The sequence below is a fragment of the Sphingomonas sp. genome (genome assembly GCF_035555815.1).
Classification (GTDB): Bacteria; Pseudomonadota; Alphaproteobacteria; order Sphingomonadales; family Sphingomonadaceae; genus Sphingomonas.
The window spans coordinates 93,217-109,047 of the sequence record NZ_DATMGG010000184.1; the positions used below are offsets into that span (position 1 = coordinate 93,217).

General features: G+C 69.6%; 11 protein-coding genes. 9 read left to right on the forward strand and 2 right to left on the reverse strand.

The window, feature by feature from the left end:
* The first annotated feature begins 11 nt into the window (after positions 1-11).
* The 9 genes from VNR91_RS10570 (at position 12) to VNR91_RS10610 (ending at position 9,643) form a co-directional block, all read left to right on the forward strand.
* Positions 12-731 (forward strand): glutathione S-transferase family protein, encoded by a 720-nt coding sequence (locus VNR91_RS10570; protein ID WP_325490724.1) that lies wholly within the window; start codon positions 12-14, stop codon positions 729-731.
* Between the two features lie 77 nt (positions 732-808).
* A complete protein-coding gene (locus VNR91_RS10575; protein ID WP_325490725.1) occupies positions 809-1,906 on the forward strand; it encodes a sensor histidine kinase in 1,098 nt (365 codons plus the stop codon).
* Complete coding sequence (locus VNR91_RS10580; protein ID WP_325490726.1) at positions 1,903-2,697, forward strand: response regulator transcription factor; 795 nt, start codon at positions 1,903-1,905, stop codon at positions 2,695-2,697. Before VNR91_RS10575 ends, VNR91_RS10580 begins: the two co-directional genes overlap by 4 nt.
* Before the next feature lie 121 nt (positions 2,698-2,818).
* Positions 2,819-3,721, forward strand: coding sequence for a hypothetical protein (locus VNR91_RS10585; protein WP_325490727.1), 903 nt, complete (start codon positions 2,819-2,821; stop codon positions 3,719-3,721).
* 145 nt (positions 3,722-3,866) lie between these two features.
* Positions 3,867-6,737 (forward strand): TonB-dependent receptor, encoded by a 2,871-nt coding sequence (locus VNR91_RS10590; protein ID WP_325490728.1) that lies wholly within the window; start codon positions 3,867-3,869, stop codon positions 6,735-6,737.
* A 192-nt stretch (positions 6,738-6,929) separates the two neighbouring features.
* Positions 6,930-7,355: a hypothetical protein gene (locus VNR91_RS10595; RefSeq protein ID WP_325490729.1), complete on the forward strand. Its 426-nt coding sequence runs from the start codon at positions 6,930-6,932 to the stop codon at positions 7,353-7,355.
* A gap of 55 nt (positions 7,356-7,410) precedes the next feature.
* Positions 7,411-8,244 (forward strand): diacylglycerol/lipid kinase family protein, encoded by an 834-nt coding sequence (locus tag VNR91_RS10600; RefSeq protein WP_325490730.1) that lies wholly within the window; start codon positions 7,411-7,413, stop codon positions 8,242-8,244.
* On the forward strand, positions 8,241-8,999 hold the full coding sequence (locus VNR91_RS10605; protein ID WP_325490731.1) for a metallophosphoesterase: 759 nt from the start codon (positions 8,241-8,243) through the stop codon (positions 8,997-8,999). Before VNR91_RS10600 ends, VNR91_RS10605 begins: the two co-directional genes overlap by 4 nt.
* A gap of 53 nt (positions 9,000-9,052) precedes the next feature.
* Positions 9,053-9,643, forward strand: coding sequence for a TetR/AcrR family transcriptional regulator (locus tag VNR91_RS10610; protein ID WP_325490732.1), 591 nt, complete (start codon positions 9,053-9,055; stop codon positions 9,641-9,643).
* Between the two features lie 92 nt (positions 9,644-9,735).
* On the opposite strand, the gene VNR91_RS10615 is transcribed toward VNR91_RS10610, so the two are convergent.
* Both VNR91_RS10615 and VNR91_RS10620 read right to left on the reverse strand, forming a co-directional pair.
* Positions 9,736-12,942 (reverse strand): autotransporter outer membrane beta-barrel domain-containing protein, encoded by a 3,207-nt coding sequence (locus VNR91_RS10615; protein ID WP_414712405.1) that lies wholly within the window; start codon positions 12,940-12,942, stop codon positions 9,736-9,738.
* 460 nt (positions 12,943-13,402) lie between these two features.
* Positions 13,403-15,831: TonB-dependent receptor (locus VNR91_RS10620; protein ID WP_325490734.1), on the reverse strand; the 2,429-nt coding region annotated here is incomplete at its 5' end.

Below are 15,831 nucleotides of genomic sequence, written 5' to 3' on the forward strand. Positions count from 1 at the left end.
AGTAGCTGTAAATGATTGTCTATGGATCGATCCTGTCCCCCTTCACGCGCAAGGTGCTCGCCTTCGCACGTGAAAAGGGGCTGACCCCCGAATTGCGCGCCGCCGGGCTGGGGCAGGGCGGCGTCGAGTTCGAGCAGGCGTCCCCCTTTGGCAAGATCCCCGGTTTTCGCGATCAGGGGATCGACGGCGACGATGATTTCGTCCTGTCCGATTCGTCGGCGATCATCGCCTATCTCGACGCGAAATATCCGATGCCGAACCTGATCCCGGTCGATCCGCGCGGGCGCGGGCTGACCGCGTGGTTCGATGAATTCGCCGACACCATCGTCATCCCCGAAACCGGGCCGATCTTTGTCAACCGCTTCCTGCTGCCGTGCATCAAGGGCCGGCCCGGCGACGCCCAGGCGGCGCGTTTCGCCGAGCGGGTCACGCTGCCGCGGATGCTCGACTATCTCGAACGGATCGTGCCCGACAGCCGCTTCCTGGTCGAGGACCGCATCACCCTCGCCGACATCGCGGTCGCGTCGACCATGCTCAACCCGCTGCTGGCCGGGGCGCGGATCGACGGCGATCGCTGGCCGCGCGCCGATGCGTATCTGCAATCGATCTTCGCCCGGTGCAGCTTCGCCCCGATGATCGAGGAAGCGCGCATTCTGGTGACGATGTTCGCGGCGGCGGCGGGCGATCGCGCGATCGCCGACATCACCGAGGGCTATCGCAGCATCGGCTGACCGCGCTGCGACCGGGACGGACCAGGGTGCGACGAAGCCGGTCGGCGCGCGGCGCGCTCTGTGATAGCATGGCGCCCATGTACCCCCTTGTCCCCAGCTGGCTTCAACGCCGCGAATATGGCGCCGCCGCCGTGCTCACGGTGCTGCTGTGGCTGTTCGCGCTGGTGTTGTGGAGCGCGCAGGATTTGGCGTCGGGTGCTCCGTTTCCGCGTCCCTATCGCGTGTTGCTGGTCGAAACCTTCGTCATCGGCATCGCCTGTTCGGTCGCGCTGGCCGGGGTGATCGGGGTGACCCGGCGGATGCGCCGCGCCGCCGGCATCGCGATCGTCGCGGTGGTCACGCTCGGGCTGGCGACGCTGCACGGCTGGATCGACGCCCATCTGCTCGCCCAGTTGCGGCTCGCGCTCGGCGCCAAGCCGATGCCGCTCAGCGAGCTGTTCAATCGCGGGCTGATGCCGTTCGTGCTGATCTATGGCCTCTACGCCACCGCGCTGGGGCTGATGTTCAGCGCGATGGCGGTGCGCGACAGCGAGCGCCGGCTGGCGGAGGCGCGCAGCGCCGCGCAGCAGGCGCAGCTCGCGGCGCTGCGGTTTCAGCTCAATCCGCATTTCCTGTTCAACACGCTCAACGCCATCTCGTCGCTGATCGTCACCAGTCGCAATGCGGAGGCGGAGCGGATGACGATGAAGCTGTCCGAATTCCTGCGCGCGTCATTGGAGGCGGACCCGGAGATCGAGGTGACGCTGGATGAGGAACTGGCGACCACCCAATCCTATCTGGATATCGAGGCGGTGCGCTTCGGCGACCGGCTGCGCGTGGTGTTCGAATGCCCGACATCGCTGCTCAACGTCTATGTCCCCAGCTTCCTGCTCCAGCCGCTGGTCGAGAATTCGATCAAATACGCCGTCGCCCCGTCGCGCCGCACGGTGACGCTGACGGTGCGCGCGGACGACGCGCAGGGCGCGCTGCGGCTGGTGGTCGAGGACGACGGCGGCCGCGCGTTCGGCACGCTGCCCGTCGGCGGCATCGGGCTGGGGCTGGCCAACGTCCGCCAGCGGCTCGCCGCCTTCTACGGATCGGCCGCCTGGTCGAACGCGACCGCCACCGATCGCGGCTTCGCGGTCACGCTGTCGTTGCCGCTGCGCCGCGCGGTCGATCTGCAAGCGGCGGAATGATGCGCGTCCTGCTGGTCGATGACGAGCCGCTCGCGCTCGAGCGCCTTCAGGTGGCGCTGGCGGCGATCCCGGCGGTCGAGCTGGTCGGCACCGCCTGCGACGGGCTGGAGGCCAATGAGCGCATCGCCGAGCTGCGACCCGATCTGGTGATCCTCGACGTGCAGATGCCCGGCCTGTCGGGCATGGGCGTCGCGCAGGGCTTGGGCGAGACCGGCTACCGTCCCGAAGTGGTGTTCGTCACCGCCTTCAATCGCTTCGCCGCCGACGCGTTCAGCGTCGAGGCGGTCGATTATCTGCTCAAGCCGGTCAGCTTCGACCGGCTCCGTGTCGCGATCGAACGGGTCCGCCGCCGTTGCGCGCTGCGCGACGCCGATGGCCGCGCCGCCGAACTGGAGACGGTGGTGGAGGCGCTGCGCCGCGACGCCGATCACGCGCCCGCCGACGCGGCGGCAACCGAGGCGTTCGACAACGGCATCTGGGTCCCCGGCCGCCACGGCGCGCTGCGCGTGCCGGTCGAGACGATCGACTGGATCGAGGCGGCGCGCGACTATGTCCTGCTCAACACGCCGGTGAAGAGCCACATCCTGCGCGCCAAGATGAACGACCTCGAGCGCAGGATCGATCCGCGCGTGATGATCCGCATCCACCGGTCGCACATGGTCCGGCTGGGCGCGGTGACCGGCACCGAGCGGCCGGGGAAGGGGGCGCTGCGGCTGCTGCTCAACGACGGTGCCAACCTCCAGGTCGGACCGAGCTATCAGGACCAGGTGGTGCGCGCGCTGCGGCTGTAGCACGCCCGGCCCGCCGCCGACCCGGAACCTTCAGTCGCGTCCGATCGGCTTGGTCGCGCCGCTGACGGCGCCGATCGCAGCCTGTTTTCAGTATCTTGCGCCGCGCGTTAGCCGCCACGGCATGATCGAACATGTCGCCCGGCCCGCCCTTTTCCGAACCCTCGCCGCCGCCACGCTGTGGAGCGTCTGCGTCGGGGCCGCCCCTAGCCCGCCGCAGCGCGCGGGCGCCACGGACGCAGCGGAGGCCGATGCGTTCGCCGCGATGATCGCGGCAGAGCGCCGCTTCGCCGCCGACGCCGCGCGGATCGGCATCACCCCGGCGTTCCGCGCCCACGCTGCGCCCGACGGCATCATGCTGCGTCCGGCGCCGATGCCCGCGCACACCGTGCTCGCCGCGCAGCGCGACGATCCCGAACTGACGCTGGAATGGGAGCCGGCCATCGCGGCGATCGCGCGCTCGAACGATCTGGGAGTCACTTCCGGACCCTATCGGATGCGGCGCGGGGCGCGGACGCTCTACGGCCAGTTCCTGACGGTGTGGCGGCGCGACGACGACGGCCAGTGGCGCTGGCTGCTCGATCAGGGCCTGCCCGCGACCGCGCGGCCGGCGCTCGCCTTCCCGGCGCGCGTGGCGCGGTTGCGCGACGGCGCGGGCGCGGCGGGCCAGGCGAGCGAGCCGGATGCCGGGCTCGCCGCCGCCGACGACCGGCTCAACGCCGCGTTCCAGCGTCGTGGCGGCGTGGCGATCCTTCCGGTCATGGCGAGCGACGGCTATGTGCTGCGCCCCGGCCAACCGGCCACGATCCGCATCCGCGCCGGCAAGCTGGTGGACCGCGAGCCGGCGGTCGCGTCGAGCGAGCGATTCGGCCTGCGCGTGGCCGCCGCGCGCGACCTTGCGGTCACCTACGGCCGCCTGACGCGCGCGGGCGGGACCGATCCCGCGCCCTATGTCCGAATCTGGCGGAGCGAAGCCTCCGGCTGGCGCCTGCTGATCGACGAGGTGGTGTGGCGCCCGCATCGCTGATCCGTCCCGATCGCGCGCGCGGCGGGGTTCGTCGCCGCGCGCCGGCTTGATCGAGCGGCCGCGTGTGCCGGTCGCATTCCGGTCACCGCCCGCCGCCGCAGCGATCACATGGCGCCCTTCCACAAAGAGATTTCAGGGGGATTCGATGACTAGGAACGATCTGCGCCGGCGGCTGCTGATGACGACGATCGCCTGCGGGACGGTCGGGCTGGCCGTCCCCGCCCAGGCACAGGATGCCGCCACCGCGCCCGCCGCCGATGCACAGGAAGAGATCGTCGTCACCGGCAGCCTGTTCGCGCGCCGCACCGATGAGGAGACCGCCTCGCCGGTGACGGTGATGTCGGCCGACATGCTCGAACAGCGTGGCCTGACCAGCGTCTCCGACGCGATCCGCAGCGTCTCCGCCGACAACAGCGGATCGATCCCCACCGCCTTCACCAACGGCTTCGCCGCCGGCGCCAGCGGCGTGTCGCTGCGCGGCCTGGGCATCAATTCGACGCTGGTGCTGTTCGACGGTCTGCGCGGCGCCTATTATCCGCTCGCCGACGACGGACAGAAGTCGTTCGTCGATTTGAACACCATTCCCGAATTCGCCATCGACCGGATCGAGGTGCTGCGCGACGGCGCCTCCGCCACCTATGGCGCCGACGCGATCGGCGGCGTGATCAACGTCATCACCCGCAAGGAATACAAGGGCATCGGCGGTTCGGCCGAGGCCGGCATTTCCGAACGCGGCGACGTCGGCAATCAGCGGCTGACGCTGGTCGCGGGTGTCGGCGATCTCACCGAAAAGGGTTTCGCGGCCTATATCGGCGGCGAATATTACCATGCCGATCCGCTGATGGCGCGCGATCGCGGCTTTCCCTACAATACCGGCGACTTCCGTGGCCTGACCTGCACCGGCAGCGGTGAGGCGGCGCCGTGCGGCAACGGCAATGTCGGCGCGACCGGTCCCGGCCAGACCACCAGCGCGCTGGTGCGCCGTGCCACCCAGCTGATCCCCGGCAACGTCTACAGCGGCGCCCCGATCGCGGGCGAGCTGTTCCGCATCCTCAATCCCGCCGGCTGCGGCGCCGGGCTGATCAAGCACAGCCGGGCCGGCGTCGGCGATTATTGCGAGCAGGATACCGTCCGCGACTATGGCGAGCTTCAGCCCGAGCAAGAACGCTATGGCGTCACCGCCCGCGCCACCGCGCGGCTGGGCGGCGGGACCGAGGTCTATGCGATCGGCACCTATTACCGCAGCGAGGTGATGTCGCGCGGCGCGCGCGCGGGCATCCGCAGCTCGGCGCCCGCACCGACCACCGGCATCATCCTGCCGGCGCTGCTGGCCAATGGTTCGCTCAATCCCAACAATCCGTTCGCCGCCGATGGCTATGCCGCGCAGATCTATTACGCGTTCGGCGACATCCCGATTTCCAACAAGACGGAAAGCAGCACCTATCGCGGGGCATTGGGCGCGCAGGGCAAGCTGGGCGACCGCGGCCGCTTCTCGATCGAGGCGACGGCGATGCACACCGACCTCGACGGGACCCACAACGGTTATCTCAACATCGCCGGGCTGGGCAAGGCGGTGGCGGAAGGCACCTATAACTTCATCGATCCGTCGCAGAACAGCGCCGCGATCCGCGACCAGATCTCGCCCGAGGTGGTGACGCGATCGACCTCCGATCTCTACATGGCGCAGGCGACCGCCACCTATGCGCTCGCCGACCTGCCCGGCGGTCCGCTCCAGCTGGGCGGCACCGCGTCGATCCGGCATGAGCGCATCAACGCGCCCAACGGCAACCCCGGCCTTGTCACCACCGTCATCAATCCGGTGTCGGCGGTCGGTCACCGCACCGTGACCGCCGGCTCGATCGAAATCGATGCGCCGATCCTGAAGGCGGTCGACATCAACCTGGCCGGGCGGTTCGATCACTATTCGGACGGCTATGACCGTTTCTCGCCCAAGATCGGGATCAAGGTGACGCCGATCCGCCAGATCGCGCTGCGCGGCACCTATTCGCAGGGCTTCCGCGCGCCGCAGTTCGGTGAGCTGAACGGCAACGTCATCGGCTACATCACCGCGCCGGCATATCCGTGCGCCATCGTGCTGGCGCACGGCGGCACCGCGACCGCCAGCGGCGGATGCACCGGCGGCAGCCCCTATGTGTCGGGCGCGCACGCGCTCGGCCAGAATTTCTCGGGCACGCCCAATCTGAAGCCGGAACGGTCGCGCGGCTTCACCCTCGGCGCGGTGTTCGCGCCGACCAGCTGGTTCAGCGCGACGATCGACTATTACAACATCAAGAAGAAGGACTTCATCGCCGGGGGGCCGGATTACGGCGCCGCGCTGGCCGCCTATTACGCCGGCACGCCGCTGCCGGCGGGCTATTCGGTGACGCTCAACGACGCCGATCCGCTCTACCCGGATGCGCCACGCACGGTGCAGCTGGTCAACGCGCCCTATGTCAACGCCGCCGAACAGCGGACCTCGGGCATGGACTTCACCGCCACCGCCAACCTGAAGCTCGCGCCCGACGTGCGCTTCACCAGCCAGATTGAAGTGACCAAGATCTTCAACTTCGACCTGGTCGCACCGGGCGGCACCCAGCACTATGTCGGAACGCAGGGGCCGTACAATCTGTCGTCGGGGGCGGGCACGCCGGCGTGGCGCGGCAACTGGCAGAACACGCTGGCCTATGGCCCGGCGACGCTGTCGGCGACCGCCTATTACACCAGCGGCTATTACGCGACGGCGGAGGATACCAACGGCGTCGGCACCGCGCATGATTGCGATACCGCGCTCTACGATCTGTCGTTCTGCCGGACCAAGGCGTTCGTGGTCGTCGACATGGTTGCCAGCTACAAGGTGTCGGACGCCTTCACCTTCTACGTCAACGTCAACAATCTGTTCGACGCCGACGCGCCGTTCAATCCGTCCAACTACGCCGGGCTGGGCTACAACCCGACGTGGAGCCAGTCGGGCGTGATCGGCCGCACCTTCCGGGGCGGCGCGCGCTTCCGCTTCTGATCTCCCGGCTCCGAAGCGGCTGGAAAGGGGTGCCCCGGCAGCGGGGTGCCCCTTTTTTCATATCTGCCGGTCGCGTCGTGGGCGGGTCTGGTCGCACCGGTCGCAGCCGGGGCGACTCCGGCCACAAATCTCTCCGCGCGGGGCGATCGCGCTGCCAGGCAGGGTGCGCTCTCCGCCATCGAGGAATTTCCCATGCGCAACCCGACTTCGCTGCTGCTGGCAGGCGGCCTGATCCTGACGCTGGCGATCGCCACACCCGCCGTCGCCGGGGATGATCCCGACGGCAAGGCGTATGAGGTGATCCGCGCCGGCGACGAGGAGATGAGCTGCGAGGCGCTGTCGGCCGAGATCGGCACCCTGTCCGCCGAACAGCAGCAGGCCGGGATGCCGACGCGGCGCAAGCGCGGGGGGCTGGGAGTCCTCAAGGTGCTCGGCGCGGCCAGCCCGCTGCTGGGCATGGCGGGGGCGGGCGGCGCGATCGCCTCGTCAGCGATGGGGGCCGCTGGCTCGATCGCCGGCAGCGCGGCGGGCGGTGGCGTCGCCCCTGGCGGCCGGTCGATGCTGATCGGCCGGCGCCTCCAGCACCTGACCGAGGTGCTGTCGCGCAAGCAGTGCTGACGGTCGGCGTCGGCCGCCGATGCGGCGATTCGCGCGCCCGTGCGTTGCGTGCCGGATGCAGACACTGTGGTTCATCACCAATCCCAATTCCGGCACCGCGACGCCCCAGAAGTGCGAGGCGCTGGAGGCGGTATTCCACGACCACGGCCTGATCCTCGCCGGCCGCACCCATTTTCCCGACGATGACCTGCCCGACGGGGCCGCGCTCGATCGCGCCGGGATCGACACGGTGGTGCTGTTCGCGGGCGACGGCACGATCAACGCCGCGCTGTGTGCGCTGGCCGATTGGGACGGCGGCTTTCTCATCCTGCCCGGCGGGACGATGAACCTGCTGGCCAAGGGGCTGCACGACAGCCTCGATCCAGCGACGATCATAGCGGCCGCGCGCGACCGGCACCAACGCGTCGCGCTGCCCTATATCGAGGCCGGGGACCGCCGCGCGTTCGTCGGCCTGATCATCGGCCCGGCCGCGTCGTGGTTTCGCGCGCGCGAACAGGCGCGCAGCGGCTCGATCGGCGGGATATGGCGCGCGGCCGGGGCGGCGTGGCGCCGCACCTTCGGGCGCGGAGTCCGCGTCGCCGGCGCGCCGGGGCTGCGCAGCCGCTACCAGGCTGTGATGGTCCGCCCCGACGCGCGACAGGGGCTCGACGTCGCCGGCATCGACGCGCGCGACTGGCGCGCGATCGCCGATCTCGGCTGGACCTGGGTGACCGGCGACTGGGTGGCGGCGCGGGCCGTCGATCAGACACCGACCGATCGCCTGAGCGTGCTGGGCCGCAAGCCGGTGCTGGCGTTGTTCGATGGCGAGCCGCAACAGCTCGAACCGGCGGCCGCAATCACCGGAAGCGTCAGCCGAAAGGTCTTTCTGAGCACCAAGAGCGCGCCGTGATCCGGCTGTTCCACGTCAGCGATGTCCATTTCGGGCGCGAGGACACCGCCGCCATCGACTGGTTCGACGCGCTGGTGCGGAGCGAGGTGCCCGACGCGATCATCATGACCGGCGACCTGACCATGCGCGCGCGGGCGCGCGAATTCGCCGCCGCCGCGACCTGGCTCGAAGCCCTCGGCCGTCCGGTCACGGTCGAGGTCGGCAACCACGACCTGCCCTATTTCAACCTCGCCGCACGGTTCCTCACCCCCTATCGCCGCTATCTTGCGCTCGAACGGATGATCGAGCGGCCGCTCGATATCCATGGCGTGGCGGTGGTGCCGCTCAGGACCACCGCGCGATTCCAGTGGCGACTCAACTGGTCGAAGGGGCACGTCAGTCGCGGTGAGCTGGCCAAGGCGCTGGCACTGGCGCGAACGGTGCCGCCGGGCGGCGTGACCCTGCTGGCGTGCCACCATCCGCTGATCGAGGGCGGCACGCACATGCACGCGCGCACCCGTGGCGGCGGCGCCGCGCTGGCGGCGCTGGCGGCGGCGGGGGTCGATGCGGTGCTGACCGGCCATGTCCACGACCCGTTCGACCTCGCCTGGCCGGTGGCGGGGCGGACGGTGCGGCTGATCGGCGCGGGCACGCTGTCCGAACGGACGCGCACCACGCGGCCAAGCTTCAACGAACTGCGGATCGACGGCCGGGCGATCGACGTGCGGGTGCGCACGATGGACGCGGTGGTGCCGCCGGCGGAAGCGGAAGCGTAGCTGTCCGCGCGCGGCCGCTTTCCTCCGCGCCCAACCATGGCTACCCCGGCATCATGGGCAATCCGGCGAGCGCGGGCGCGGCGAAGCGCGGCTATCATCACGGCGATCTGCGCGCCGCGCTGATCCGCGAGGGGCTGCGTCGGCTGGCGACCGCGACCGGTGACGAACTGTCGTTGCGCGAGCTGGCGCGCGCGGCGGGGGTCAGCGCGACGGCGGTTTATCGCCATTTCCCCGACAAGGCGGCGCTGATGGCGGCGCTGGCGCGCGAAGGGCACGACCGGCTGGCCGAAGCGCAGCGGCAGGCGGCGGCCGGGGCGGCCGGGGCGGGCGGCGCGATGGCGGCGTTCGCCGCGACCGGGCGCGCCTATATCCGGTTCGCGCTGGCCAATCCGGCGCTGTTCCGGCTGGCGTTCAGCGCCGCGCCGGACGGCCCCGGCGGTGCCCCGCATGAAGCGATGACGATGCTTCACGGCCATGTCGCGGCGACGCAGGGGCTCGATCCGTGGCGGGGCAGCGCGGATACCCGCACGCTGCGCGCCTGGGCGCTGGTGCACGGGCTGGCGATGCTGATGCTCGACGGACAGGTGCCCGCCGACGACGCGATCATCGATGCGGTGGTCGATGCCGGGGTTCCACAGGGGTAGCGGCCGCGACGCCGGGGGACGTCGCGGCCGCATGCTTGCCGGGCGGAGGGGACCGCTACGGGCCGGCAAGCAATCCAGTGGTCAGACCGGGCCTACAGCCCGATCTGCAACGTGGCGCGCAGGCCGAGCACCCAGCGTTCCTGCTGCTGCTCGCCGCTGACTTCGCCGACCACGCGGAAATAGGTGTTGCCGCCCATCGCGCGGACCTTGCCGACCCAGCCGCTGGTGCGATCCTCCGGCGTCAGCGTGAAAGCGTCGCCGCCGGTGAAATGCGCGGTGGTGCTGCCCAGCGCGCCGCCGACGATCTGGCGGCGCCCGCCCTCGGCCTCGATCCGGAACCAGCCCTCGTCGCGTTCGTAAAAGCCCATGAAGTCGATGCCGGTGGCCATGCTGCCGGTCACCGCCAGCTCGTCGCTGGTGCGCGACGCCACGGTCAGGTCCATCGCCTTGCCGCCGCCGCTTTCGGCATAACCGCCCTCGTGCAGCCGGTAGTAGTCGACCGCCAGCGACGGGCGGACGAAGAAGGTGGCGCCGCCGCTTTCGTGCGAGACCCCGGCGGCGAACGAGGTCAGCGTGCCGTTCCACCCGCCGTTGGCGACGCGCTCCACCGCCTCGTCCTCGTCCATCCCGTGGAAGCGGCGCACGCTGTCGAAATCGAGCTTGGCGAACGCGCCGCGCGCGTAGGCGGCGAGCCCGTCCCAGTGGCCGCGCCAATAGGCGGCGAATTCATACTGGTTGCCCAGCACCTCGTTATCGGTGCTGTTGTCGTTGTCCTGGCTCCACAGATAGGCCGCCGACACGCCGATGTTGCCGATGCCGGTCTTGTATTCGAGGCCCGCCGCCGCGCCCCAACCGCCGGCGTTGTAGCCGGAACTGTCGCCGACCGCCTTCGACCGGCCCCACACCGGCGAGGTGATCCAATAGCCCCAGCGCCCCTCGTCCTTGAACGGCCCGTGCGGATCGGACAGCACCCGTGCGATCGCGCGCGACCCCTGCGTCGCCGCCTCGAACGTGCCGCCGGCGTGGTCGGGCAGCAGTTGCTGGATCGCGTTGCGAAAGGTCGCGCCCTCGGTGATGCCGAGGAAGGAATTGCCGACCTTCTCATCGGTGCCGAGCGCGGCGTAGATCGCGCCGAACGCCGACGCTTCCGATCGGTTGAGGCCCAGTTCGGTGTTGGTCTTGCGCGTGACGTCGACGGCCAGGTCGTTGCCGGTGCCGGTCGCGACCACGCCCTTGTACAGATAGGGCAGCAGCGTCGAATTGGTGGTCAGCTTGTCGGTGCCGGTCAGCGACCCGGCCTGAAGGATGACGTAGCGCCCCTCCGCATCGGTGATGCTGGCGAGCTTGAGCACCAGCGTCGCCCCTTCGGCGAAATGCGCGTTGCCCGCGACCTGGAGCAGCGTGCCGGTGCCGCCGGTCTTGTCGAGCGTCACCGCGAAATAGCCCTTGGCCCCGACGTCGAGCGAGGCGACCGACGCCGGCCTGGTCAGGTCGAACGCGCCGTTGACGGTCACCGCCAGCCCGCCGGCGTTGGCGAGCGATCCCGAGAACAGCGCGCTTTCGCCGATGGTCAGCACGTCGCTGCCGCCGCCGAAATCGGCGGTGCCGGTGAATTTGGATGTGCCGGACAGCGCCAGCGTGTCCTTGCCCGCGCCGAACGTCGCGTTGCCGGTGTAGACCGCGTCTCCCGACAGCGCGAGGCGGTTGTCGCCAGCGCCGAAGCCGGCGTTGCCCTTGACCGTGCCGTCAGCGATGTCGAGCACGTCGTTGCCGGCCCCGAAACGGATGTCGCCGGTGATCGATGGCGCGGTGGCGCCGCTGGCCACCGCGGTCTGGCGCACCGTCGCGCCATTGGCGTTGGCCGACAGGTCGATCGCGATATTGCGGTCCGAATCGGCCTTGGCCCCGCTCGCCGAGATCGCGCCGCTGTTCTCGACCAGCGCGACGGTGCCGGAACGGTCGACGATCGCGGCGGCGGTGCCGTCGTCGCCCGCCGCCGTGGCCTTGATCGTGCCGCTGTTGCGGATGGTGCCGACCGATCCGCCCTGTTCGATCAGGATCGCGGTGGCGATCGAGGACGTCGAGCTGCCGCCCGACGCGCTGATCGTGCCGCTGTTGCGGATCTCCGGCGTCGATGCGTCGTCGCCGATGCGGATCGCGGTGGCGCTGGCGCCGCTGCTCTTGGCGGTGACGCTGCCGCTGATGCCGATGCCGCCCGCGATCGTCACCGCGCCGCCGCGCCCGCCGATCGCCAGCCCGTTGCCGTCGATCCCGCTGTAGACGCCGTCGCCGGTGATCGCACCGTCGACGATCAGGCCAAAGCCGGTGCCGGTGCCGGCGACGGCACCGATCGTGATGTCGCGGTCGGTCGCGCCGATCGCCACCGCCGGCGCAGCGCCATAGGAGGTGACGGCGGCGCTGCCTTCCTTGGCGTCGTCGATGCCGTCCTTGTCCTCGTCATTGTCGGCCGGGTTGCTGTCCTTGGGCGGCACCGCGAACACGATCCCGCCGCCGACATCGCCCTCGACCATCACCGCCGATCCGCCCTGGAGCAGATCGTCGCCGTCGAGCTTCGATGCGTCGGTGGGCGGGGTGGGGTAGCGATAGCCGGTCGCGGTGATCGTGCCCTGCACCACCAGCGCGCCTGAAATGTCGCCGGCGAAACGCGCGCCGATCGAGTCCTTGCCCTGCGCGGCGACGGTGCCGGCCAGCCGGACGTTGCCGTTGATCGCGCCGGCATCGACGCCGACGGCGTGGTCGCCGATCACATTGGTCTTGCCGTCGTGGGTGAGGTTGCCGGTCAGCGGGCCGCCCAGCCGGATGCCTGCCGAATCATTGCCCTCGACCGTGATGACGCCCGTGGCGGCGTTGACGATGTTGCCGGCGTAGGCGCCTTGGGTGCGGATGCCGGCGCGGTCGCTGCCGATCGCGAACGGTCCGTCGAGATCACCGTCGTTGTCGGTATCGGTCGGGGCATAGGTCTCGTCGATGGTGATCGTGCCGCTGTTGGTGATGCCGCCGCCGGTGTCGGCCGTCGCGCCGATGCCGGTCGCGCTATCGGCGTTGGTGATCTGGATCGTGCCTTCATTGGTCACCGCATGGGTCGAATCGACGGTGACGGCGGTGCCGGTAGCGGGTTTGACCGATCCGGTGCTGGTGATGCGGATCGCGTCGGGCGCGCCATTCTTGATCGTGGAGGTGCGCACCGGATCGGTACGGTTGGTGTCGACCGTCGTTTGCGCGACAACGGGCGTCGCCACCGCAAGACACGCGGTGGACGCAAGCAAGTAACAACGCATTACAATTCCCTGACAGATACTCGGATCGTTCTGATCTGCGGGACGGAGCCGTGGCTAGACCGCCTTAATTTTCGTCAGGGATTTCGATCAAATGTGCCTGTCGCGCGACGTAATCGGACATTCGCGGGAAATTGTTGCACGTGCGAGCAAGTAAACCTTTGAATCGATCGCGCGTTGATAAAAAAACGGCCGCGATGTCTTGTGGGACATCGCGGCCGTGCTTCGATCATATCTGCCGAACACGAGTGATCGATACTGTAACAGGCTCGACAGATTGTATTCAGCGTTTCGTGAATAGACTCGGACCAGTACGCCGAACAATGTTTGTTCGATAAATCCCTATTTCCGAAACACCTGAAACCGAAGAAAAGTGGCGTAGTAAACAGCAAGCCCCCTACAGACCTACTGACTGCTAAACGGAGCCACACCCGGCAAACCTCAACCGTTCGCCGCAATTTTTTCAGAAGGCGACGTCGAATCCGATGCGGATGGTGCGCGGACGCAACGGGGTGATCTGCTTGCGGCCGGTAGTGATCGGCGTGCCCAGCGCGAAGCGATTGCCGACGGAATCGGCGATGTTGGTGACGCTGAGCGTCGCGCCGACCGCGCCGACCCCCAGCCGCCCGGCCAGCCCGGTATCGATATAGTCGCCCTGCCGCTCACCCAGCGTCGGCCCGACGCCCAGCCGCGACGCGCCGACATAGCGCACCCACCCGGTGGCGGTGAGGGTGACGTGGTCGTCGATCGCGCGCATGAAATCGAACCCGACGCGGCTGCCGAACTTGGCGATGTTGGGCACCTGGTCCATGCGCGCGAACAGCAGCGCGGGATCGATCGTTCCGCCGACGCTCACGCCGCCGCTGCCGGTCGCCGACGAGCCGCCGCCGATCACCACGCCCACCGGCAGCGTGCGCAGCGGATTGATGACGCGGCTGTCGTTGATCGTGACGCCGGCCTCGACGCGCAGGCCGGTCATCACCGCGATCCCGCCGTTGGCGGTGAATGACCAGATGCGGCCGTCGCCGATGTTGGCGGTGCTGGGCAGGCCGAAACCGTCGATGAAGTCGGCCTGGATGTCGTTCCAGCGGGTGTAGGAGATGCTGGCGGCCAGATCGAACGGGCCGGTCATCCGCTTGCCGTGGCGCGCGCCCAGCTCGACCGTATAGGCGCGGTCGTTGTCGAACCGGCGCACGAAGTCGCGCTCCACCGCCAGCCCGCCGGCGCGAAACCCCTGCTGGTAACGCAGGTACAGGCTGGTCTCCGCCGCGAAATGGGCGATCAGCGCCGCGGACGGCAGCGCCGCCATCTCGACCCGGCCGGCGGTGATCGCCGCGCGTTCCTTTTCCGTCACCGGCTGCGCGGGCCGGATATCCTCCGCCGAGCCGCCCAGTTCGGAACGCGTCACGCGAAAGCCCGCGGTCGCGGTCAGGAACGGCATCAGGTCCTTGCTCGCCTCGCCAAAGATCGAGACCTCATCGACGCGGTTGGTCACGCCGGTGGCGGGCCTGGGCACGTCTGGCGCGCCGAGCTGGCGGGTCAGCAGCGTGTGGTTGTGGGTAAAGCTGGCGGCGACCATCCACCCCCAGCCGTCGTGCACCGGCCGCCACACCCGCGTTTCGTGCGCGATCATGTTGGTGTCGTTGTTCTGGACAAAGATGCGCGGCGTCCCGTTGGTCAGCGTCGCGTCATAGCGCTCGGTGAGCTGCTGGCTGGCGATGCCGGTCGACGAGCTGAGGTTGAGCCCGAACACCTTGCCGCTGATGACCAGCTGGCCCTGGATGTAATCGGCGTCGAACCCCTCGGCGGTGCGCGATGCGCGGGTCAGGCGCGGGCCGTTGCGGTCGGCGTACTGGCTGTCCTCGCCGTTGGTTTTCTGGCCCAGCCCGATCAGGTCGACGGTCCAGCCGTTGCCGATCTTGTAGCGCAGCGCGGCGCGGCCGCCGAAGATGTCGGTGCGGTTGACGTCCTTGCGGCCGATCAGCGGCTTGTCGATATAGCCACCCTCGCTCGCGGCATCGGCGACGATACGGATCGCCAGCCGGTCGCCGATCAGTGGCGCGTTGAACACCGCGTTGACGTCGCCGCCGGGCCGGCCGTGCCATGTCGTCGATCCGCCCACGGTCGCCGAACCGCCGAGGTAGGTGAAATCGGGCGCGTTGGGCACCAGCCGGATGATTCCGCCCAGCGATCCCGCGCCGTACAGCGTCCCCTGCGGCCCCTCCAGCACCTCGACCGAGGCGAGGTCGGACAGGCGCAGATCGGGGTCGGGCGCGTTGAAGCTCAGTCGCAGGTCGCCCAGGTACTGGCCGACGGTGGACTGGGTCGGGCCGGTGAAGCTCGAATCGGCGATGCCGCGGATGAACAGCTTGTTGCGCCCGGCGCCGAGGTGGGTGGACGAGATGCTGGCGACGCGCGTCATCAGCCGGTCGGTGTCGCCCGATCCGCCGATCGACAGTTCGGCGCCCTCGACCAGCGTGACCTGGCCGGCGAATTCCTGGAGCGGCACGTCGCGCTTGCTGCCGGTGACGATGATGTCGGGCGGGGCGGGACCGGTGCTGGCCGGCGGCGGGGGCGGCGGCTTTGGCCGGCGCGGCGCGGCCCGCCAGCGGCTTCCCGGGGGCCGGCGCGCAACCAGACGCCAGCCGGACGGGCCGGCGGCCTCGACTTCGGCATCGGCGGCGCGGGCGAGTTTCTCGAGGGCCTGACGGGTGGTGTAGCGTCCGCGCAGCGCGGGAACCTGGCGGCCCCACAGCGCGGCATCGGCGACCGCGACGCTGACCCCGGCCTGTCGTCCCAACGCGAGCACGGCATCACCCAGCCGCCCTGCGGGCAGGGCCAGCGGGACAGGTTCCGCCAATGCCGGCGTGGCGGCGCACAATGCGGCAACCG